Source organism: Alteromonas sp. 76-1 (assembly GCF_900654235.1).
In the GTDB taxonomy this organism is placed as follows: domain Bacteria; phylum Pseudomonadota; class Gammaproteobacteria; order Enterobacterales; family Alteromonadaceae; genus Alteromonas; species Alteromonas naphthalenivorans.
In genome coordinates this window covers 2025718-2046175 of record NZ_LR136958.1, presented here as the reverse complement: position 1 = coordinate 2046175, position 20458 = coordinate 2025718, and the positions used below count along the sequence as shown (strand labels likewise).

At 42.2% G+C, this 20458-nt stretch carries 19 protein-coding genes; 7 read left to right on the top strand and 12 right to left on the bottom strand.

Annotated elements, in window-relative coordinates; genetic code table 11:
• Nucleotides 1-87: 87 nt before the first annotated feature.
• The gene (locus ALT761_RS08645) at nucleotides 88-564 is read right to left on the bottom strand and encodes a LabA-like NYN domain-containing protein (protein WP_129738024.1); all 477 of its coding nucleotides are present in this window, start codon (nucleotides 562-564) and stop codon (nucleotides 88-90) included.
• 74 nt (nucleotides 565-638) lie between these two features.
• Complete coding sequence (locus ALT761_RS08640; protein WP_013784337.1) at nucleotides 639-857, bottom strand: VF530 family DNA-binding protein; 219 nt, start codon at nucleotides 855-857, stop codon at nucleotides 639-641.
• Between the two features lie 167 nt (nucleotides 858-1024).
• On the opposite strand from ALT761_RS08640, the gene ALT761_RS08635 reads away from it, so the two are divergent.
• From ALT761_RS08635 to ALT761_RS08625, 3 genes are read left to right on the top strand one after another with little or no spacing between them, the layout of a single operon-like run.
• On the top strand, nucleotides 1025-1426 hold the full coding sequence (locus tag ALT761_RS08635) for a DUF4870 domain-containing protein (RefSeq protein ID WP_013784338.1): 402 nt from the start codon (nucleotides 1025-1027) through the stop codon (nucleotides 1424-1426).
• 29 nt (nucleotides 1427-1455) lie between these two features.
• Nucleotides 1456-1962 carry a GNAT family N-acetyltransferase gene (locus ALT761_RS08630; protein WP_129738022.1) on the top strand — a complete coding sequence of 169 codons (507 nt, stop codon included), beginning with the start codon at nucleotides 1456-1458 and terminating at the stop codon, nucleotides 1960-1962.
• A gap of 16 nt (nucleotides 1963-1978) precedes the next feature.
• Nucleotides 1979-3409, top strand: a complete 1431-nt coding sequence (locus ALT761_RS08625) for an ATP-binding cassette domain-containing protein (RefSeq protein ID WP_129738020.1) — start codon at nucleotides 1979-1981, stop codon at nucleotides 3407-3409.
• 166 nt (nucleotides 3410-3575) lie between these two features.
• Here the strand turns inward: ALT761_RS08625 and ALT761_RS08620 are convergent, their stop codons facing one another.
• Complete coding sequence (locus tag ALT761_RS08620; protein ID WP_057792185.1) at nucleotides 3576-3869, bottom strand: DUF1244 domain-containing protein; 294 nt, start codon at nucleotides 3867-3869, stop codon at nucleotides 3576-3578.
• A gap of 133 nt (nucleotides 3870-4002) precedes the next feature.
• Complete coding sequence (gene pnp / locus ALT761_RS08615; protein WP_061997389.1) at nucleotides 4003-6114, bottom strand: polyribonucleotide nucleotidyltransferase; 2112 nt, start codon at nucleotides 6112-6114, stop codon at nucleotides 4003-4005.
• A 336-nt stretch (nucleotides 6115-6450) separates the two neighbouring features.
• On the opposite strand from pnp, the gene ALT761_RS08610 reads away from it, so the two are divergent.
• Nucleotides 6451-7011 carry an HNH endonuclease gene (locus ALT761_RS08610; protein WP_129738018.1) on the top strand — a complete coding sequence of 187 codons (561 nt, stop codon included), beginning with the start codon at nucleotides 6451-6453 and terminating at the stop codon, nucleotides 7009-7011.
• On the opposite strand, the gene ALT761_RS08605 is transcribed toward ALT761_RS08610, so the two are convergent.
• The 5 genes from ALT761_RS08605 to ALT761_RS08585 form a co-directional block, all read right to left on the bottom strand.
• Nucleotides 6994-7899: a mechanosensitive ion channel family protein gene (locus tag ALT761_RS08605; RefSeq protein ID WP_129738016.1), complete on the bottom strand. Its 906-nt coding sequence runs from the start codon at nucleotides 7897-7899 to the stop codon at nucleotides 6994-6996. The two genes, ALT761_RS08610 and ALT761_RS08605, sit on opposite strands and share 18 nt — an antisense overlap.
• Nucleotides 7900-8074: 175 nt before the next feature.
• The gene (locus tag ALT761_RS08600) at nucleotides 8075-9322 is read right to left on the bottom strand and encodes a glutamate-5-semialdehyde dehydrogenase (protein WP_129738014.1); all 1248 of its coding nucleotides are present in this window, start codon (nucleotides 9320-9322) and stop codon (nucleotides 8075-8077) included.
• The gene (gene proB / locus ALT761_RS08595) at nucleotides 9319-10428 is read right to left on the bottom strand and encodes a glutamate 5-kinase (protein WP_129738012.1); all 1110 of its coding nucleotides are present in this window, start codon (nucleotides 10426-10428) and stop codon (nucleotides 9319-9321) included. Before proB ends, ALT761_RS08600 begins: the two co-directional genes overlap by 4 nt.
• Before the next feature lie 15 nt (nucleotides 10429-10443).
• The gene (gene putP, locus ALT761_RS08590) at nucleotides 10444-11943 is read right to left on the bottom strand and encodes a sodium/proline symporter PutP (protein ID WP_129740598.1); all 1500 of its coding nucleotides are present in this window, start codon (nucleotides 11941-11943) and stop codon (nucleotides 10444-10446) included.
• A 444-nt stretch (nucleotides 11944-12387) separates the two neighbouring features.
• Complete coding sequence (locus tag ALT761_RS08585; RefSeq protein WP_129738010.1) at nucleotides 12388-13422, bottom strand: DNA topoisomerase IB; 1035 nt, start codon at nucleotides 13420-13422, stop codon at nucleotides 12388-12390.
• Between the two features lie 604 nt (nucleotides 13423-14026).
• Here ALT761_RS08585 and ALT761_RS08580 point away from each other — a divergent pair.
• A complete protein-coding gene (locus ALT761_RS08580) occupies nucleotides 14027-14578 on the top strand; it encodes a hypothetical protein (protein WP_013784349.1) in 552 nt (183 codons plus the stop codon).
• Nucleotides 14579-14663: 85 nt separating this feature from the next.
• Here the strand turns inward: ALT761_RS08580 and ALT761_RS08575 are convergent, their stop codons facing one another.
• Nucleotides 14664-15206: a DUF2878 domain-containing protein gene (locus ALT761_RS08575; RefSeq protein ID WP_129738008.1), complete on the bottom strand. Its 543-nt coding sequence runs from the start codon at nucleotides 15204-15206 to the stop codon at nucleotides 14664-14666.
• Nucleotides 15207-15425: 219 nt separating this feature from the next.
• Here ALT761_RS08575 and ALT761_RS08570 point away from each other — a divergent pair, with 219 nt between their 5' ends.
• Together ALT761_RS08570 and ALT761_RS08565 are read left to right on the top strand one after the other, a co-directional pair.
• Nucleotides 15426-17063, top strand: a complete 1638-nt coding sequence (locus tag ALT761_RS08570) for a diacylglycerol kinase family protein (RefSeq protein ID WP_129738006.1) — start codon at nucleotides 15426-15428, stop codon at nucleotides 17061-17063.
• 211 nt (nucleotides 17064-17274) lie between these two features.
• The gene (locus tag ALT761_RS08565; protein ID WP_129738004.1) at nucleotides 17275-17718 is read left to right on the top strand and encodes a hemerythrin domain-containing protein; all 444 of its coding nucleotides are present in this window, start codon (nucleotides 17275-17277) and stop codon (nucleotides 17716-17718) included.
• Between the two features lie 96 nt (nucleotides 17719-17814).
• Here ALT761_RS08565 and ALT761_RS08560 read toward each other — a convergent pair whose 3' ends face one another.
• The gene (locus tag ALT761_RS08560) at nucleotides 17815-17973 is read right to left on the bottom strand and encodes a YqaE/Pmp3 family membrane protein (RefSeq protein WP_013784353.1); all 159 of its coding nucleotides are present in this window, start codon (nucleotides 17971-17973) and stop codon (nucleotides 17815-17817) included.
• Nucleotides 17974-18103: 130 nt separating this feature from the next.
• Entirely contained in the window at nucleotides 18104-20398 is a 2295-nt protein-coding gene (locus ALT761_RS08555; RefSeq protein WP_129738002.1) for a bifunctional diguanylate cyclase/phosphodiesterase, read from the bottom strand.
• Between the last annotated feature and the right edge of the window lie 60 nt (nucleotides 20399-20458).

The following is a 20458-nucleotide window of genomic DNA, read 5'->3' as shown; positions in this document are numbered from 1 at the left end:
ATAGACGATAAATAATAGAAATCCCATTTTTTATGCAAATAAGTTTATATGATTAATTATTATGCACCTCTATGGGTAAAACCTGCACTATCGAAGCAGTAAATCTCCTTGAATAGGCGTGTATTTGCTAGCTGCATTGATCAAAGACGCTGCGGTAAGTTCAGGTACACCATACACTTCCACTGTTTTGTTTTTATCAATTCGTAGTTTATTGGCCAATATATCGAAGTCACCATCACCTGTAGCAAACACAATGGTGTCAGCGAGTTCAGCATACTCCATAGCATCAATCGTTATACCCACATCCCAATCGCCTTTCGCTGAACCATCAGCACGCTGAATGAAAGGTTTTAACTTCACTTCAAAGCCAATACCACGCAGGATATTTTGAAACTCTCGCTGTTTTGTGTCGCCGCGCTCAATAGCATACGCCACTGCTTTCACCACGTTTCTACCTTCGGTAGCCAAGCGCCAAAATTGATTGTAATCAAAATTGCATTTGTGAATTTGTCGCGTGGTGTAGTAAATATTTTGCACGTCGACGAAAAGCGCAACGTTATCCATGGTTGGTCCTTTTGATAGCTAGAAGGCTTAGCCTTTTTGATGTTGTTAGTTAGCTGGCCTATTACCCAAATAGATTAGCTAAATGTACGAATATATAACGCTTCTACTTTGTCTCTCGCCCACTGAGTTTTGCGCAAAAACTTAAGCGAAGATTTAACGGAAGGGTCGTTGTTAAAACAGTTCACCCTAATTTCAGAGTACAAGCCTTCCCATTGATAATGTTCAACGAGACGAACAAGAATTTTTTCAAGGGTAAGTCCGTGAAGAGGATTATTTGGCTGCTGTTGGTTCATAATGCTAATTCCGAATAGAAACAAATACGTATCGCGATCAATCAGCTCGCTAGTACGTTGATTTTGTTATTTTAACAGAGTATGTTGGCATTCCCTTCGAAAAATTCGAAGTAACTGCCGTTAAAGCAAATAAATATAAATAAGCATAATTAAACAAGGAAAGTTGTATGAGCGATGATATGAACAATAGTAATCAAGCTAGTAATGAAACCGGAAGCGTTCAAGAGTATTGGGGAATGCCACTTAACACCTATTGCATGCTTATTCACCTTAGCCAGTTAACCAGTATTATAGTGCCTGGTTTAGGGTTTATCCTGCCTATCGTTATGTGGGCGGTGAATAAAGATAAGCACCAAGATATTGATATGCATGGAAAGGTCACCGTTAATTGGTTAATTAGCTTGTTCATATACTCACTTATTTGTGGCGTGCTTACGTTAATTATTATTGGTATGTTTGGCTTAGTAATACTCGCCATACTGAACTTCATTTTTGCTATTGTTGCAGCAATAAAAGCCAACAAGGGCGAATTATGGGTTTACCCCCTGAGTATTACGTTTCTTAAATAACCACTCACGTTGGTCAATTTACGTTATATATGAAAATTAAACATGACGACCTTAGCAGCGGCGATGTTATCGCCCTGCTAGAAGAGCACTTAAAAGACATGTATGCCACGTCTCCTCCAGAAAGCGTGCATGCCTTAGATGTTAATGCGTTAAAGTCACCTGACATTACGTTCTTTAGCGCATGGCAAGATGATGTTCTAACTGGCTGTGTCGCTATAAGAAAATTAAGCAGCACTGAAGCTGAATTGAAATCTATGCGAACTGTTGCAGCTTTTCGTAATAAAGGCGTAGCAACACAGTTACTCACTTTTGTGATTGAATTTGCTATCGCAAATGGTTACCAAACGTTAAGTTTGGAAACAGGCACGCAAGGCTACTTCAACGCCGCTCGTCAACTATATGCCAAAAACGGGTTTGAAGATTGCGAGCCTTTTGGGAATTATCAGCTTGATCCCCACAGCCACTTTATGACCAAACCGTTAGTTAACATTGACATATCCCCGTCATCCCCGCCAAAATGCTTTAATACTGGCTAACTGAAACGTCTGCATTTTGACCACGCTATCGCTACACAACTATCAAGTAAAACTAGAAAACAACTTTACCACTCCTGCATTTACTTTTACCGTCAATCAAGGTGAGCATGTACTCATTGCTGGGCGAAACCGTGCTGGCAAATCTTTACTTATGGCGGCACTAGCTGGTCGTGGCAAGCCCTTAGCGGGTTCGCGCTCATGTAATGTGTCAGTTGCTGAAGTGAGCGTAGCGGTTCAGCAAGCCATTATTCTTGAAGAAAAACAAAAAGACAGTGCGGATCTGCTCGATATTGTGGCCGAGCCTACCTTGGTGCATGAGCTTTTAAGCGAAGCAAACGCTGATTATCGACACCACAGCGCGTACGAAGCCTTATCAACCGCCTTGCAGGTTGAACATTTACTTAATACGGCTTTTCTTTCACTGTCCACTGGTGAAACACGTAAAATCCTAATGTTACTAGCCTGGGTGAGCAATGCCGACGTAATTTTAATTGATGAGCCATTTGAAGGGCTTGATAAAAACGCAAGAGCAGGTTTAAACACCTTTTTAAGCCAACAAACTCAGTCCACCTTAGTGATTACCGCAAACACGGTGCGTGACGTGCCGAATATGGCATGCAAATTAGTCTTGGTTGAGGCATTAAAAATAGTATCGTCTAGCGACGACAGCCTGGTTCCTGAAGCGCTAGTTAATCATCTATCTTCATGGTTTAGCTTGAACACGGCTGAACCCACGTTACCACCTACTACTGAAACGTCTAAAACCTTTGCCAAAGACGCGCCCTTAATTTCGCTTCGAAATGGGTTTGTTAAGTACGATGACAACACCGTATTTAAAGATTTAGATTTTATAGTTTACCCTGGCCAGCATTGGCAAATATCAGGGCCCAACGGCTCGGGTAAAACCTGCTTACTTAGCATGATTACAGGCGATAACCCACACTGCTACACCAATGATTTAACCTTGTTTGGAATAAAGCGAGGATCTGGGGAAAGCATATGGGATATAAAACAACACATTGGCATTATGTCGAACGCACTGCACATGCAGTACAGGGTAAATTGCAGTGCTCACAATGTAGTGACCTCTGGCTTCTACGATAGTATCGGGCTATATACCACACCGACCAATGCTGAAAATGCGATTGCCGATGCGTGGCTTAATATAATAGGCTTTACCGATAGCAAGCACACCCCGTTCAACAGCCTTTCGTTTGGCGAGCAGCGCTTGTTGCTTATTGTTCGCGCCATGGTGAAGCACCCTGCGGTGTTAATACTTGATGAACCTTGTAATGGGTTAGACGATATAAATCGCAGCAATGTGCTGGCACTAATAAAACTTTTAGCAGCTTCGAACCACACCACCCTGCTCTATGTTACTCATATAGCTGATGAGGCGATTGAGGGTATTGATAACGTGCTTGATATGCGAGATTACCAAGGGTAGCAGCCTTACATGTGTTTGGCTCTCGTGAAGCGATTCTCGTGAAGCGACGCCCGCGAAGTGGTTTCCCTGTGGCTTTTGTGGATAAGCCTTTTGTGGATACGTCTTCCATGAAACGTTCTGCGCGTTTATATAAATGAAAAACCCAGCTTATAGCTGGGTTTATTGTTTATTTCTTTTGACGTGCTGCTAGTTTTTCTAGCTGTTCATCACTGGCCGGTAGTTGGTGGTTTTCTTTCCACTCAGAGTACGGCATCTTGTAAACTACTTCTCGAGCAGCATCGTAATCGATGTCTTCACCTTGCTCTGCAGCGGCAGAGGAATACCACTTCGCCAAACAATTACGACAAAAATCAGCCAAAATCATCAGGTCGATATTTTGTGCATCTTTGTTCGCATCTAAATGATCAACCAAACGGCGAAACACGGCGGCTTCAATTTCAGTTTGCGTTTGCTTTTCCATGTTTATCCTTTCTTTAAAAACAAAAAAGGGAGCTAAGCTCCCTTTTCTAATTTTTTACTTACGTCTTAAATATGCTTCTTGATATGGTGCTTTGGCTTTAGCCTAAACTACCGCAAGGTAGCAAATAAAAACCTTACTCTGCGTCGTCAGACTTAGGAGCAGGTTTTTCAAGTAACTCTTTAATGCTTAGACGTACGCGGTTTTGACGGTCAATTTCCATCACTTTCACGTCAATCATCGCACCTTCAGTAAGATAGTCAGTTACTTTGTTAACACGCTCGTGAGCGATTTGAGAAATATGTACTAGGCCTTCTTTACCTGGTAATACTTCAACAAACGCACCGAAATCTACGATACGGGTAATCTTACCGTGGTAAGTTTTGCCCACTTCGATTTCAGCAGTAACTTGCTCAATCTTGCTGATAGCAATATCGGCTTTAGCACGCTCAGTTGCGAAGATTTTGATAGTACCATCGTCTTCAATTTCGATGTTGGTATCAGATTCTTCAGTAATTGAACGAATCATCGCGCCGCCTTTACCGATAACATCGCGGATCTTATCCTGATCGATTTTAACTGTGTAAATGCGTGGAGCGAATTCGCTAAGCTCTTCGCGGTGACCGCCAATAGCTTCGTCCATTACGTTAAGAATATGCAAACGGGCTTCTTTTGCCTGCTTAAGGGCAATTTGCATGATTTCTTTAGTGATACCTTCAATTTTGATATCCATCTGCAATGCAGTGATACCGCCAGTAGTACCAGCAACTTTAAAGTCCATGTCACCAAGGTGATCTTCGTCACCAAGGATGTCTGAAAGTACAACGAAGTTTTCGTCGCTTTTCACTAGACCCATTGCAATACCAGCAACTGAAGCTTTAATTGGTACACCTGCATCCATAAGCGCAAGTGAAGTACCACATACAGAGGCCATTGAAGATGAACCGTTTGATTCTGTAATTTCAGAAACAATACGTACTACGTACGGGAATTCTTCTTCGCTTGGCATTACTGCTTGAATACCGCGCTTCGCCAAACGACCGTGACCAATTTCACGACGCTTAGGAGAACCAATCATACCAGTCTCACCAACACAGTATGGAGGGAAGTTATAATGAAGCATGAAGCGGCTGTCACGACGACCTTGAAGCTCGTCAATCATTTGCGCGTCACGTTCTGTACCTAAAGTAGCTGCAACGATTGCTTGAGTTTCACCACGAGTGAAAACAGCAGAACCGTGAGTACGTGGTAAAATGCCCGTTGCAACGTCTAGTGCACGAATCATCTTAGGATCACGACCATCGATGCGAGGCTCGCCAGCAAGGATGCGTGAACGCACCACGTCAGACTCAAGATCATGAAGAAGGTTTGATACTTCTTTCTTATCTTGGGTCTCGTCTTCAGCAAGGATAGCATCACGTGCTTTTTCAGTTGCAGCAGTTACTGCGTCTTTGCGAGCAAGCTTGTCAGAGATTTGGTAAGCAGCAACCATTTCAGCTTCAGCTAATGCTTTCACTTTATCTTTAAGGGTTGTGTTTTCTGCTTCTGGTTTCCAGTCCCACTTGTCGATACTAACGTTAGCAGCAAATTCTTTAACTGCTGTTACTACCGTTTGTAGTTGCTCGTGACCGAACATTACTGCACCAAGCATAACGTCTTCAGAAAGCACATCGGCTTCTGACTCAACCATTAATACCGCGCCTTCAGTACCAGCAACAACAAGATCTAGATCGCTGTCAGCTTGTTCTTCAACACGGGTATTTAGAATGTATTCGCCGTCAGTGTAACCAACGCGCGCTGCACCAATTGGACCATTAAATGGAATTCCAGAAATGGCTAGTGCCGCTGAAGTACCAATCATAGAGATGATATCAGTTGGGATATCTGGGTTAGCAGACATTACCGTGATAACAACTTGTACTTCGTTTTTAAACCCTTCAGGGAATAATGGACGGATTGGACGGTCAATCAAACGCGCTGTAAGGGTTTCGCCTTCAGAAGGACGACCTTCACGTTTGAAGAAACCACCAGGGATTTTACCCGCAGCATATGTTTTTTCTTGATAGTTTACTGTTAGTGGGAAGAAATCTTGATCTGCTTTCGCTTCTTTCTTACCTACAACAGTAACTAATACAGCGGTGTCATCCATACTTGCCATGACGGCTGCTGTGGCCTGACGAGCGATAACGCCCGTTTCTAGTGTTACAGTATGCTGTCCATACTGAAATGATTTAGTAATAGGAGTCACTATTTGTCCTTTAATTTCAATCTTATTTATCGCTTATAATCGCGGTGCATAGTATAGCGATGAACTAACGCTAATACCATTAACAAATTTTCTATTCGTAGAATTCGTTGCGGTTTGTGGCAATTTCGTCCACATCACGTATTCACTGTGATTAACCCACTACACAATGTAGTTCACATTGAACAAATAAGCGCACAAATACTCACCGCAACGTAAATATCACCATGACCAGATGAAATTTGTATGAATACGCTCAAATTGTATGTATTTTCATCATAATGACATAAAACCTCGTATGCTATAACTAAACCTACACGGTGCGCTAAGGGGAATGTAATGCTAGTACTTAGACTAAATAAAGCTGGCATGCCACAGGAATGGATCCATGTTGAGCAAGCTGCAAAACTCTATTGTCAGGAAAAGGTATTATTTGAATTAGGCAGTGATGCTATTACGCTTAAAGGCGGCTGGGATCACCAGGGCCATCAAAGTCAGTTAACCTTATCGAGCATTATTGCTTGCGATGGCAAAGTCACAGATTTAAGCGGAAAAATAGCATTAACCAATCGGTATCTGTTTAGGCGTGATAATTACTTGTGCCTTTATTGCGGTCAACGCTTCTCACCTAGCCTGTTAACCCGTGATCATATTATTCCACGCTCACGGGGTGGCAAAGATAGCTGGACGAATGTGGCAACGTCTTGTCAGCGCTGTAACCATGCTAAAGCGGCCAAAACCCCTGAGGAAGCGAGCATGCCATTGCTTGCTGTACCCTTCAGGCCAAACGTTTATGAAAGGTTCTATTTAGTGAACCGGCGAATATTGGCTGATCAAATGGAGTTTTTAAAAGGCCATTTTACTGACAAACGAGATTGGCACTTAAACGGTTTCCCCTAGCGATTGAGAGCTAGACGATGTGTTTGGCGGACAGGCACTTTTTTCTAGCGCCTCAAACCACAGGCTTAGCCAATCTGAACACATTTTGTGTTCAAGTTCGTGTGCCTCTGCTGTGGGGCAAAACAAACTAACTTTTACGACGACCTTAGCCAATTCATTAGTTTTAATTTCAACTTCAGGGTCTATTTGAATAAAGTCTTGTTCTAAGTGACGCTCAATAAGGCCTTTATACCGTTCTGCTACATCACGAAAGTATTCACAATGGGCATAGGCACTGGCCCTAAATGCCGGTAATAAGCTGTAGGCATTTACCGTCGGCTCGTTCACAATATTAAAAGAGTGCAATTTATAACGACGTAAGAAGTTTAAATTACGCACTGTCTGGGTGACTAGTTGGCTGTTAGGTACATAAACGTGCTTACCGGTATAATTGAAGGTTTCAGGGTCAACTTCTAATAAGGCGGTTTTCGCCCAATCCATTTCCACTACTTCACCGATGACGTTATTCATTTGAATCCAATCCCCTACCCTGAATGGCCGTGCGCCTAGGTAGTAAATGAAGCCCATAAAGCATTGAATAAATTCGCGGGTAGCTAACACAATCGCCACCATGAAAGCGGCAATAGAAATGGCAAGGTTCTGAATTTCAGATGACCACACCATCATCAGCAACACAATGATAAATGCATTGCCTAACTGCTCTAAAATATTGATTTGGTTGCGTCTATCTTCTCCTTTACGGGAACTACGACGCTTAATTAATCGAAGAGTACCCTTTTTAAAGTAGTGCAGTATTACTACTAAAAATAGCGAAGCTAATAGTTTGTAATCCAATACAAATTCAACAAAATTGTGCCACATTTGTATTGGGTCAATCACTATCTCCATTTAGGTGCTCCAGATAACCGTTTGATAAAAAATAAAAAAGCGCTGAAAATTCAGCGCCTTTATTATGAAGCATGCCAATGATGGGCACAATGCCGACCAGTGGGATTATTCCCAACCAATGGCCAAAACCTTGAACATCATTTACTAATTTACTTCATGTTAGTTCTCTCATCGCTTATTCGCGAATTTGTCCTACACCATTCACAAGGTATTTTTCAGACGTTAGCGATTCTAATCCCATTGGCCCATAGGCATGAAGCTTAGTGGTCGCGATACCAATTTCAGCACCTAAACCAAGTTGGCTTCCATCAGAGAAACGTGAAGATGCGTTTACCATTACTACACTGGCGTCTACGGCACGCTGAAATTTCTTAGCGCTATCTTCGTTTTCTGTACAGATAACTTCAGTATGGTTACTACCAAAGTCAGCAATATGAGAAATGGCGCCTGCGAAATCATCCACTACACGAATGGCAATTTCTAAACCTAAATACTCTTCACCGTATGCATCTTCATTAATGACATCCGCGCCGTTGAAGTACTGAGCGCCTTTTTCATTTACATGCACGGTTACGTTGTGTTGCTCGAAAGCTTCAGCCACACGAGGTAGAAAATCGCCCGCAATAGCTTGGTGTACTACCAAACCTTCTAACGCATTACATACGCCAGTACGTTGGGTTTTACCATTAAGCAAAATAGCTAATGCTTTATCTAAATCAGCGTCTTTATCTACATATAAATGGCACACACCTTTAAAATGCTGAATTACAGGCACTTTAGAATGTTCAGTTACGTAGTTAATTAGCCCTTCGCCGCCACGTGGAATAATAACGTCAATGTAGTCCCGTTGTTCCATTAGCTCTTGCATAAGCGCGCGATCTGGATTAGGTACAACAGTAACCAATGCTCTTGGTAAGTTATGCTTTTCAAGCACGTCTTGCATAAGCCCAGCGATGGCTAAGCTAGTGTCCAGTGCCTCTTTACCACCACGTAGAATAACGCCGTTACCCGATTTAAAACACAGTGCACCAGCATCGGCTGTTACGTTAGGACGTGCTTCATAAATCATGCACACTACACCCAATGGAATACGCATCTTTTTAATTTCAATGCCGTTTGGACGGGTGCCAATAACGCGCTCACGACCAACAGGGTCGTCAAGGCTAATAATAACCTCAATGCCTTCTGCCATAGATTCAATGCGGGCGTCGTCTAAAATCAAGCGGTCAATCATGGCATCGTCTAGGTTGTTTTCCTTTGCGCGCGCCACTTCTTTTTCATTAACCGCTTTAATGGTGTCTTTGTTTCCACGAATGGCCGCTGCCATATCTTTTAACACCGCGTTCTTCTCAGCTTCATCTAAGATGGCAAGTGTTTGTGCTGCTTGTTTTGCTTGTTTTGCTAATTCTGTAATAATGCTCATTCTTTCTCCAAATTTGCTACATGCTGATCAGAAATGATAGGGCCAGTCTTATCTTCAAATTCACTGGCGAAGTCATCGTTTTCCTGATTCGCGATAAAATTCAGTAAACAGCTACTGTAGTTTGATTTCGCTTTAACAAGCTTAGTTCCATCAGCTTTGCGCACCAAAATGGTATCGCCCACTGAGAACTCGCCTTTTACATCAACTATCTCGCTGCTGGTAAGTTGTTCACTGTCGTTTTCCAGTGAAGAATCAAAATCTCCCTCAACTATCACTTCGCCCTGCGCGTTTGAGGTATGGCGCATCCAATGCACGTTTTCTAACATCGGCTTATCGTAAGGGCTAAAATGTGTGCCTGGGTTTTTACCCGCAAGCAACATGTTAAATGACAGTTCGGTAAAGCCGTTAATAATATATGTGTCTATACCATGCGAAACTGCTTTCTCCGCCGCTTCAATTTTTGTGCGCATACCACCGGTGCCAACACCGCCTTCCGCTGCACCACCCGCCATGGCATAAATACTGGCATCAATGGTATCTACTTTCTTGAGCAACTCAGCATCGTCGTGATCATGAGGGTTTTTGTTATATAAACCGTCAATATCAGAACAGATAATAAGTGCATCTGCGTCAGCCGCTGCTGCCACCATAGCGGATAAGTTATCGTTATCGCCTACTTTTAGTTTGTCGGTCGTTACCGTATCGTTTTCATTTACGATAGGTAGAACGTTATGCTCTAACAAGCTAAAAATGGTTTCACGAATACTAACGTAGCGCTCTCTATCACGCAGGTCAGCATGGGTTAACAACATTTGCGCTGATGGGAAGTCGAATAATCTGTCCCAGGTCGCAATCATTTCTGTCTGCCCTGCTGCTGCCATTGCCTTTTTCACAGCAATATTCGATTTTTCATGATCCGGGAACAAATGTGCTCCAGCGGCGACTGAACCTGAAGACACTAACACTACCTGTGTTCCATTTGCCCGACAACGCACGATGAACTGGGCAATACTTAGCAAGTAGTGGCTGCTGCACCCTTGCTTGTTCGGCGAGATTAGTGCACTGCCTACTTTAATGACCACGCGTTTCCAATTGGGATGACTCATAATATTTCATTCACCTTAAGATTGTTGATCTGCTAATTGCTGGTTGGTTGCTCTAAATAAGCGCTGAACATTTTCAGACGGCGCAGCACCTGCGCGCGATACCAACCAAAGGGTTGCGGTGCTTACCGCAAAACCAGGAATAATTTCATAAATAACACTGCTTAACGTTTTACCGTCAGCCAATACGGGGGCGTATATCCAAAACAGCACGGTTAACGCACCACTGATAATGCCAGCTAATGCCGCATTCTGTGTTAAGTCCTTTTTATATAAGCTAAATAGTACCAATGGGCCAAATGCGGCACCAAAACCAGCCCATGCATTGCTCACTAACGAAAGAATGGAGTTTGACGAATCCATTGCCAATAACAGTGCCACTAAGGCAACGCCCGCTACACCTACTCTTCCGATTGTCACTGTCTCTTTTTCACTGATGTCTTTTTTCGCAACTACGCGGTAGATATCTTCGGTTAACGAACTGGCCGATACCAACAGCTGAGACGAAATAGTACTCATAATGGCAGCTAAAATAGCAGCCATTAAAAATCCACTAATAAGCGGGTGAAATAGCAACTGAGAAAAAACGATGAAAATAGTCTCAGCGTCGTCCACGCTTAAATTGAATTGATTTGCATAGGCTATCCCTACAAAACCCGTCGCTAATGCTCCAAGTATAGTAACTAGCATCCAAGACATACCAATATTTCGTGCGGTGCTCACCGATTTAACATCGCGAATAGCCATAAATCTTACAATAATGTGAGGCTGACCAAAGTAGCCAAGGCCCCACCCAAGACTTGAAAGCAAGCCCACAAGAGTGAGTGCACCCCATGACTCCGTAAAGTCCGGTACTGATTCATACGCCGCTGCCGTCATTTGGTTTACACTATCGAACTCGGTAAAAGCCACAATCGGCACGAGAACAAGGGCAATAAACATGATGCAACCTTGCACAAAATCAGTAAGGCTAACCGCTAAGAACCCACCCAATAAGGTGTATGAAACGACAACACCCAATGTGATAAACAGTCCAAGCTGATAATCAACTGAGAACGCGCTTTCAAAAAGCTTTCCACCGGCTACAAGCCCTGCAGACGTATATAAAGTAAAAAATAAGACAATGATGACAGCTGAAACGATACGTACGTTTGCTTTTGGATTGTCGAAGCGCTTTGCGAAGAATTCCGGAACGGTTAAGGAATCATCTGCGACTTCGGTGTAAACACGAAGCTTAGGTGCAACCAATATATAATTTGCTAATGCCCCTGCGACAAGACCAATAGCAATATAAACTGCGTCGAACCCGGTTAAGAACATTGCCCCTGGCAATCCCATTAACATCCAACCTGACATATCAGAAGCGCCCGCTGATAGTGCAGTAACTTGAGGGCTAACTTTCCTACCACCTAAAATGTAACCCGAAATATCACTGGTAGATTGACGATATGCAAAAAGACCTATACCCAACATCGCCAGAAAATAAATTGCCAGCGATATATAACTTTCAATTGGCATAATGTGAGATTGCTCTCCTATGTTAGTTAAAATTACATCATTCAGATGTTCGAAGGACATTGCATTCCGTCGAAATGCTATACAAGATTTGAAAGCTTGAATAACACGCATCATTTGTTTCCAAACTTAGCCTTAAGCCAAACTCAGAATCAAACATTTAGATTGAACAATAATGATTAGAGCTCTAATTATATAAGCATCGCCGCTATGATTTCAAGTTTAAATAGTAGACAATTTAGTATGAGGTCTATTTGCTGTGTCAATATGAGCAAAAAGGTTTCACACACATCACCATGGTCATAAAAAACTACAAATATCTGATTTATAGTCACTTTAACCTAACACCCAAACTGCGTGAAACGCAATAATTTGTCTCAAAACTCGTACAAGCATTATACTATTGATATCAATAGAAGCATTTATTATTAAAAGTTATTCAAGTTGTCACTCAGATGAAATAATCGACAACAAAAGCTTTTCAGTGCTTAAATCTCGTTCGATAGGATCGCAAAGTTCCTCACTGCCCTGCTGGAGTATCTTCAACAAGTTTTCAAACGTATTTTTCTCATCAAACACTGAATATAACTTCGGGTGAATGTAATACTGCCTACAAACAGAAGGCGTATTTCCTAGCATTTTTGACACATGTGAACTGAGTGAATTAGGCCATTTGCGGTTACGCCCTTCTCGCAAGTATCTATCAACATCAGGGAAGCTTTGCAGTGCAAACCGACTTGCTGCCCAAGTTCGAAAATCTTTGCAGCTGAAACTGTCGCCTAAGTGTTCGTGAATAAATGCATTGACGTCTTCACTATGGATATCACACCACGAGCCGTCAGCTAACTGATATCGAAATAAGCTGTAACCCTGAAGCTGAGTACATTCGCACACTAGCGAGGCTAGCAAAGGATCGTCTATAGTAATGGTGCGTCGCTTGCTGTGCTTACCAGAATATTCAAGAGACACCTTTTCTAGTGTTGCTTCTTGGACATGCTTACGACGAAGTGTAGTTAAACCATAGGTATTATTTTCTTTACTGTATTGAGCGTTACCTATTCTCACGCCGGTATAGTCTAACAACAGACACACCAAGGCTGATGCTCGCTCTATTGTCCACTGCTCGCCATTAACGAGTGTCCTGCAATATTCTCGAAACTCGGGTACCTTTTGTCCGAAAACCGCCAAGCGTTTGAATTTTTCTGCTTGTTGCTGTTTATGCCAATCGGGATGGTAGAGATATTGTTTTCGCCCTTTAGCATCTAAGCCAATAGCCTGAATGCTTGCTTTAGGGTCGCGACTAATAGTGACACCTTTCCAGTTAGGGGGGATGGCAAGGGATTTGATTCTGCGCAGCACGCGCTGCCCTTCTACCTTTCGACCGCTGGTATAACGATAATAGACACCTTTACCACAAGGGATCCGCTTAATGGTGAGGTGTGGATGAGGCATATCCCTTTCAACGACTTGCCCTATAGTCACGTGAACTCCCTTTTAGAATTATGTGTACCGCAAACTTACATCAAGGCTGCTTGGTAGTATGGCAACTTATCAATGCCATTTTAAATGCTGAAGGAAGATGCAAGTTACGTGCATGTTGACGTGCCAGCCAAAAACTATGACTTATTGCAAGGAAACTGATTCGATTAAAAAATATTTTCCAACACTTTCATTAAGTTAGCGATTAAATTTTACTTTGGACAAATCATTTGCCGTCTTCAAAATGCTAAGCAGTAAAACGTTTTGATAAAAACAGATTTACAGACTGAGACAAATTTTCATACTGTGAGTAAATATGAAACATAGTGAAAATGTTATCTTTAGACCTAGGGTATGTTTTATCGACATGAAGTTAAGTTAACCTTATCAAAAAAGCAACATTGACAATACAATTCAATACGTTAGGTAAAAATAGAGCACTTCGAAAGCATGTAGACCAAAGTATAGCCCGCCAGCGGAACGCATTTTGAATGGTTATAAATGAATATTTGTAAATTCGCTTAATAGTTATGAATTTACCCGCCTTTGGCAAAAACGCTGAAGGGTACCGCACAGGTATAAATTGACCGGGTTTATTGGAGAAGTTATGCAAACTGCTAATCATGAAAATCTTCGCGCATCTCTAGCGCCAAAGGACCAAATTCAAGTTGCTGCCATATTTGAAGACAAATTGACGGCAAAAAAAACCATTCAGCAACTGGCAAATTCAACTGACGTCAGTACTGATCAAGTTGCCTTTATCGACGCAAGCGACACTGCGATGAGCGAGAAGTTAGAACAAGAAAGTAAAAGTATCGGTAAAAACTTATGGCACTCTCACCTAATGCTTGGTGGTGTAGGTTTACTTGTAGGCATGCTAGCAGCATTTCTTTTAGTCTCGTTTGGTCCTGAACTAACGAAACAAAACCCACTATTTACCTACATCGCATTAATAAGCCCAGGTATCTTTACCGGTTTGTTCGTAGCAGGCTTAGTTGGCCTTCGTCCAGACCGTTCAGAGATAGTGCAAGCGGTAAGGCATGCTATTAGAAGGAATCATGTGGCTGTGGTTATTAACTTGAAAAAGAGTCAATCAGCGTCTGACATTTCATCGTTTTTACATTCGCGAAGCAAGAATGTGGTTGAAGCAATACGCTAACAGCGCTTAACAGCCGCTTAAGGACTGCTCAAATCGAAATTAGCAGCCAACTCCCTTTAATCAAAGACTAAGGGAGTGGCTATGCTTAATGGTCTTGGCTCAATTCATGGTGAGCCGTTAATTTTTTCGCCAATAAAAAGCACGCTGGAAATACTGCACCCCATACAACAGCTAAGATTAACCCCGTAACTAGGGGGGAATATCCAAAGGTGACAGCACCAAACTTTTGCCCACCGAAATAACTGAGCGGGGCGAAGACTGCACCGCCAAACATTGCAAGTAATGGCTTATCAGCAAACGCACTTAAGCTATGCTGAATCGACCCTCCTAATGCGGCCCACAGACACACAAGCCAAATAGGTATTATCAAATGAGATGCGCCACCGCTGAACCAAGCACCACGCTCAAAGCCAAATACCCCTGTCACCATCAAAAGTGAGTCCACCACAGTACCTAGCAACAGCACTACTATCATTATTTTACTATCTGACTTTCGCAACGGTGAATAAATAAGCCAGGCAATCAGTAAACCTAAAACCAAGAAAGTGCTTTGGTATAGAACCACCAACCACCAAATGGTTTGAAACCATAAAAAGTTTACCAATTTGATAATAAAACTGTTCGACATTGCATTCGCCTGTTCATGAATATACTGACTGATGTGGAAAATCTGATGGAACCTTTACGGCGCTATCTATGACCCAGTTCACTTATAAAGATTAAACAAAACGTAATTTTTAATTATTATTTTCATTCTACCTTCATAGATGCTCATTAGTAATAAACAAAATTGGCGGAACCACTGTATAAATAAACTGAATGTTTGAACAAAGGAAATGTGAACAGTATGAAGATGGTTAAATATTATGTACTCGGCGCAATTTTAGCATTAGTGCTAACTTGGTTTAGCCCAATACTATGGCTCTCTGTTATCTTTGCTTGGATCAGTTTTTCGCTGATTGCAGTTAGTAGCGCCTACTTGCTTAACTACCCTGCATTGTTCAGAAAACGCGAAGATGGTTCAATCCCTATTTATATTCGTTGGATATTCGTTCCATTTTTAATGGGAAGCTGGTTATACAACGAGTATGCAAGGCGTACCGACAAGGTTCCCCCTTTTCAAAAAATTGATGAGCAACTTTATTTAGGTTGTCGCATGTCTTCACAACATGTAGATATGCTGAAAAACAACAATATTAACGCTATTTTAGACGTTACTGCCGAATTCGATGGCTTAGACTGGACCGCCTATCAATTAGATTTTGATTATTTGAACATCCCTGTTCTTGATCATACCAGCCCCACTCAAGAACAACTAACCCTTGCAATTAACTGGTTAGATCAACAGCTCGTTGAAGGTAAGAATGTAGTTGTGCATTGTGCACTAGGTAGAGGCCGCTCTGTATTAGTGCTAGCCGCCTATCTACTGGCCAGGGATCCTTCCCTATCCATTCTAGATGCGATGGATAAAATTCAATCGGTTCGTTCAACAGCAAGGCTAAACAAACATCAATTGGCAGCTCTGGAAAAAATAAAGAATGGTGGGAGCTTGTCATTGACCAAGCGCCTTACCCTTATTGCTAACCCCGTTGCAGGAGGGGGTAAATGGGAAGTTGAAAAGGCTGATATTCTGGCACGACTTAACGAAAAGTTTAAAGTTACCGTTAAAGAAACAACCGAAGAAATAAACGGCGAAGTCTTGGCTAAAGAAGCCTTAGGCGATGGGGCACAAATTATCGTAGCTTGTGGTGGCGACGGTACCATAACGGAGGTGGCCAATGCCCTTACCGATAAGAATGTCACTTTAGGGGTAATTCCCCTTGGTACGGCCAATGCCCTTTGTCAGGTACTCCATGGTTATGCCAGTAAAATTGTTCCTATCAGTACAGCGTGTGACGTCATTATTGACGGTAAAACCGCAGATATCGATACTGCCCAGTGTAATGGCCGAATGATGTTGCTGGTTGCTGCGGTGGGATTTGAAGAGCATATGATATCTGCTGCGGGACGGGGTGAGAAAGACTCGGGCGGACAATTTGCCTACCTTAAAGGGCTTTGGGAAGCGATAGGAAAAAATGATAATCTTAGTTTTCAGGTAAAATTTGATGATGAAGAATCTCAGCATTTGGAAACGCCAAGCTTAGTCATCGCTAATGCCGCACCACTTACCACCGCACTCGCGCAAGGCGGAAATTTACCCGATGTGACTGATGGTAAATTAGATATTACCTGGCTAACCCCACAAGATTCATCCGACCGACAATTACTTTCTTTGGCCGAGCTAGTGTTTGGACCTGAAGAATATAAAACCAGTTCAGACAGTATTAAGCACAAACAAACCCCTTCGATATCTCTTTATTTTGACGAAGAAGTATCTTATGCAGTTGATGGTGAGATTTTCAGCGCAAGTGAAATTAGTATCACTACACACCCTGCAAGTTTACGAGTATTAACTGGAATCGACCACACACAAAACAATAGTTAATCCATAGCGCAATAGCGTTAGGTAAAGATTACCGTAAACCCTATGTAAGAAATGCATTATTTAAGCGGTTCCTTATGTATCGAAATAATAAGTAACCGCTAAAAGCTGCATTTACAATGACTTAGTGAGCTCAATATAGTGGAACGCTTCTGGCATTAGTTAAAGTGCTTTTTACGCCACCTATTCAGTACAACTAGTTGAGGGATTACCGATGAAAATTTTTGAAGCACTACGCCAAGATCATGAGAAGCAACGATTGTTACTTAAAATTCTCGCTGAGACCAGCGGAGACACCGCTGCCCGCCGTGAATACTACCAAGAGTTGAAAGATCAGCTTGAAAGCCATGCAGTGGCTGAGGAACGTCATTTTTATTCTCCGCTGCTTAAAAAAGATGAAGCGGTAGATTTGACCCGCCATGGAATTGCAGAGCACCACGAGATTGATGAGCTTATCGAAAAATTGGATGAGACCAAAATGGACTCCCCCGGGTGGCTACGTCACTTAAAATCTCTTCAAGAAAAAGTTGAGCATCATCTTGCTGATGAAGAGCAAGAATTTTTTCAAGTTGCTGGCCGACTTCTTAACGATTCTCAAAAGAATAAACTTGCCGACGCTTACCAAGAAGAAATGGCAAAAGAACTCGCGCCTCATTAGGCGCGCGTTTTACATAAATCTTACTGATACAAAAAAGGCCAGTCATAGACTGGCCTTTCTTTTAATGCTTGGTTTACTAAAACTTAGTAAACTTAACTATCGTTTAGCAATAATATACACGGCGTGGATAACACCAGGGAAATAGCCAAACAATGTTAGAAGGATGTTTATCCAAAACTGAGCGCCAATACCAACTTGTAAGAACACACCTAGAGGAGGCAGTAAAATTGAAAGTATAATGCGAATAATGTCCATAATAATATCCTTGTTTTTGAAGTAATTTCACAGTTTACCCACTCAAACGGCAATATCTAACGTTTTTGAGCAGACTTTGTTTTTATAATGCATATATACTGCCAACAATAAGGAATTTACCGGTTCCCGTCTATTCGCCTAAAGGTGAATTCTCTAACCACTCTTCCAGCGCATCCTTCGCTAATGGTCGGCTAATGAAGTAACCTTGCGCAATATCACAGCCCCATTCTTTCAAAATATTCAGCGACATCTCGTCTTCTACCCCTTCTGCGACCACTTTTAAGTCGAACGCTGAAGCTAAGCCCAAGACGGTATGCACTATTTGTTTATCGTTATCATCGGTCGCTAACGACAATATGAAGCTTTTATCAATTTTAATTGTATCGACAGGCAGGTTCTTCAAATAGGCAAGTGAAGAGTAGCCAGTGCCAAAGTCGTCAATGGCAAAGTGAAACCCCCTGCTCGTCAACGCGTTTAAGTTTTCAATAGCAAGCGACGCATCGGCCACCAAATCACTCTCTGTGATTTCTAGCTCTAGGGCATCTGGAGAAAGTGCTGCGTCGGTAAGTATAGAAACCAATTTATCGAGTAACGGTTTATTTTGAATATCTTGAGTGGATAAATTCATTGCAACCGTAAAGCCATAACCTTTCTGCCTAAAGTACGACAAATCAGCAATGGTTCGTTGCATAACCCATGTCGTGACTTGTTCAATTAGGCCTGCCTGTTCAGCAATAGTAATAAACTCATCTGGCGGAACGAAGCCAAGTGTTTCGTTGTTCCACCTTATTAGCGCTTCCATGCTGCATACTTTCATCGTGCTGAGATCAATTTTAGGTTGATACACCATTGAAAGCTCGCTTTGATTGCTAGAAAGCGCCCGCTTAAGCTCGGTAGTAATGGTCAAACGCCTAACGTACTTAGCCTCAAGTTCGGGGCGATAATGCACACACCATGAATTAGAGTGAATAGCTTCGTCGGTAACAATATTAACTTTACGAAATAGTTCTTCTGAGTTGGTGGCATCCTGAGGGCAAGACACCACAGCCATCGCCACTTTGACAGGGATGGAGATTAGGTTACTCTCGACGGGTTGCTCTAAAATGTGCTTCAATGTTTCGAGTTGATTTTCATCTAACGCTGTATCGGTAATATAGAGAATTTCTCCCCCCGCTAAACGTGCAGATGTACCAGGCCAACGCAGCAAACGCGTAGCAAGTGCCTTAAGCGTGTTGTCACCGTTAGAATACCCATAAAGGTCGTTAGTGGTTCTAAAGCCAATAATGGTGATAGCAACAACCTGCAAATTTACATTTTCAGACATTTTCCCATCAAAATAGCCTTCAACATAATTGCGATTAAACAAGCCGGTTAGCACGTCGTGCTGTGCTTGGTACCGAATATGCTTCTCTCGGTTTTGAATGCTCTCTTGCATGCTATCCACTGCAGTAGCGAGCTCACTAATTTCACGTAACTTTGATGGTTTATCTAGTGTCGCGCCATATTCACCGCCCGCTACCCTGTTAACTGCTTTAACAAGGTTAGAAACGGAACTGCTGACATTTCGAGCCAGTAGCATTGAGAACCCCAACGCCACCAAAACTGCAACTAGGGTTAACACCAAAATACTTAGTTGGATATTGGTAAACGCCTGATAGGCCTCCGAGACATCTACAGCTATAGTGATGCGTACCGGAAGTTCTGACATCGACACCAAGCTAACTTCACGGCTTATGTAGGTGTTTTTCTGCTTGAAAGTTACATCGACCCAAGAAGGCGTGGGGTCACTTGTTAACACTGATTCTACTTGCTCTGGCGAGAGCGTTGATGAAATAGGCGTATTGTCAGTCATATCGGTGATAATAATTTCAGCATCAACAAGATTTTTTAGTTCTTGCAGCAATGCTTCATCAAACTCCACACCAATGATCATGTAATACCGTAACGTGGGAATTTCTACTTTATAAAGGTTTAACTGTATTAATGAGTCATCAATAAGGAAAAAACCATTTTCGTAGCCTTTTGCAACCAAAGCGGTGCTGGCATCTAAGGTTTCACCCGGTTTAAACAAAGCACTATGAGATGCAACAATGGTGTGATCTAAATTCACTAATGCAATCACATCGGAATTAATGCGCGAAGCATAACTTTCTAATGCAGTTTGAATAGAGGGTAAGTCTGAAGTCCCCACTGCTTGTCGAAAATCGTAAGAACGAAGGAGTACGTTAGAGACGCTTTTAATGATGGCTTGGCGATCTTCAATTAGCCTATGCAGCACCTTTTCGGTAACAGCAATATCTTGACTAATATTTTGTTTAACCAGGTTGTTGGCTGACTTCCACACCCCTGCAACAATGAGGAGTGAGGCTATAAAAATCCCGCCAAGAAGCGTTCTAAAAAGACTTTGTCGAAGTGATATTTGCAACTTACCGCTCCCAGCGCGCCGATCTATACATAATACGTACATTCACTTTTTCTAATTGAG

What these genes read in the sequence shown, in the direction of transcription:
- ALT761_RS08605 (WP_129738016.1), bottom strand. Translation starts at nt 7,899, where the DNA reads ATGGAGATAGTGATTGACCCAATACAAATGTGGCACAATTTTGTTGAA.
- ALT761_RS08570 (WP_129738006.1), top strand. Translation starts at nt 15,426, where the DNA reads ATGAAGATGGTTAAATATTATGTACTCGGCGCAATTTTAGCATTAGTG.
- ALT761_RS08640 (WP_013784337.1), bottom strand. Translation starts at nt 857, where the DNA reads ATGAACCAACAGCAGCCAAATAATCCTCTTCACGGACTTACCCTTGAA.
- ALT761_RS08580 (WP_013784349.1), top strand. Translation starts at nt 14,027, where the DNA reads ATGCAAACTGCTAATCATGAAAATCTTCGCGCATCTCTAGCGCCAAAG.
- ALT761_RS08560 (WP_013784353.1), bottom strand. Translation starts at nt 17,973, where the DNA reads ATGGACATTATTCGCATTATACTTTCAATTTTACTGCCTCCTCTAGGT.
- ALT761_RS08620 (WP_057792185.1), bottom strand. Translation starts at nt 3,869, where the DNA reads ATGGAAAAGCAAACGCAAACTGAAATTGAAGCCGCCGTGTTTCGCCGT.
- proB (WP_129738012.1), bottom strand. Translation starts at nt 10,428, where the DNA reads ATGAGTCATCCCAATTGGAAACGCGTGGTCATTAAAGTAGGCAGTGCA.
- ALT761_RS08645 (WP_129738024.1), bottom strand. Translation starts at nt 564, where the DNA reads ATGGATAACGTTGCGCTTTTCGTCGACGTGCAAAATATTTACTACACC.
- ALT761_RS08635 (WP_013784338.1), top strand. Translation starts at nt 1,025, where the DNA reads ATGAGCGATGATATGAACAATAGTAATCAAGCTAGTAATGAAACCGGA.
- ALT761_RS08565 (WP_129738004.1), top strand. Translation starts at nt 17,275, where the DNA reads ATGAAAATTTTTGAAGCACTACGCCAAGATCATGAGAAGCAACGATTG.
- ALT761_RS08575 (WP_129738008.1), bottom strand. Translation starts at nt 15,206, where the DNA reads ATGTCGAACAGTTTTATTATCAAATTGGTAAACTTTTTATGGTTTCAA.
- ALT761_RS08630 (WP_129738022.1), top strand. Translation starts at nt 1,456, where the DNA reads ATGAAAATTAAACATGACGACCTTAGCAGCGGCGATGTTATCGCCCTG.
- ALT761_RS08600 (WP_129738014.1), bottom strand. Translation starts at nt 9,322, where the DNA reads ATGAGCATTATTACAGAATTAGCAAAACAAGCAAAACAAGCAGCACAA.
- putP (WP_129740598.1), bottom strand. Translation starts at nt 11,943, where the DNA reads ATGCCAATTGAAAGTTATATATCGCTGGCAATTTATTTTCTGGCGATG.
- ALT761_RS08610 (WP_129738018.1), top strand. Translation starts at nt 6,451, where the DNA reads ATGCTAGTACTTAGACTAAATAAAGCTGGCATGCCACAGGAATGGATC.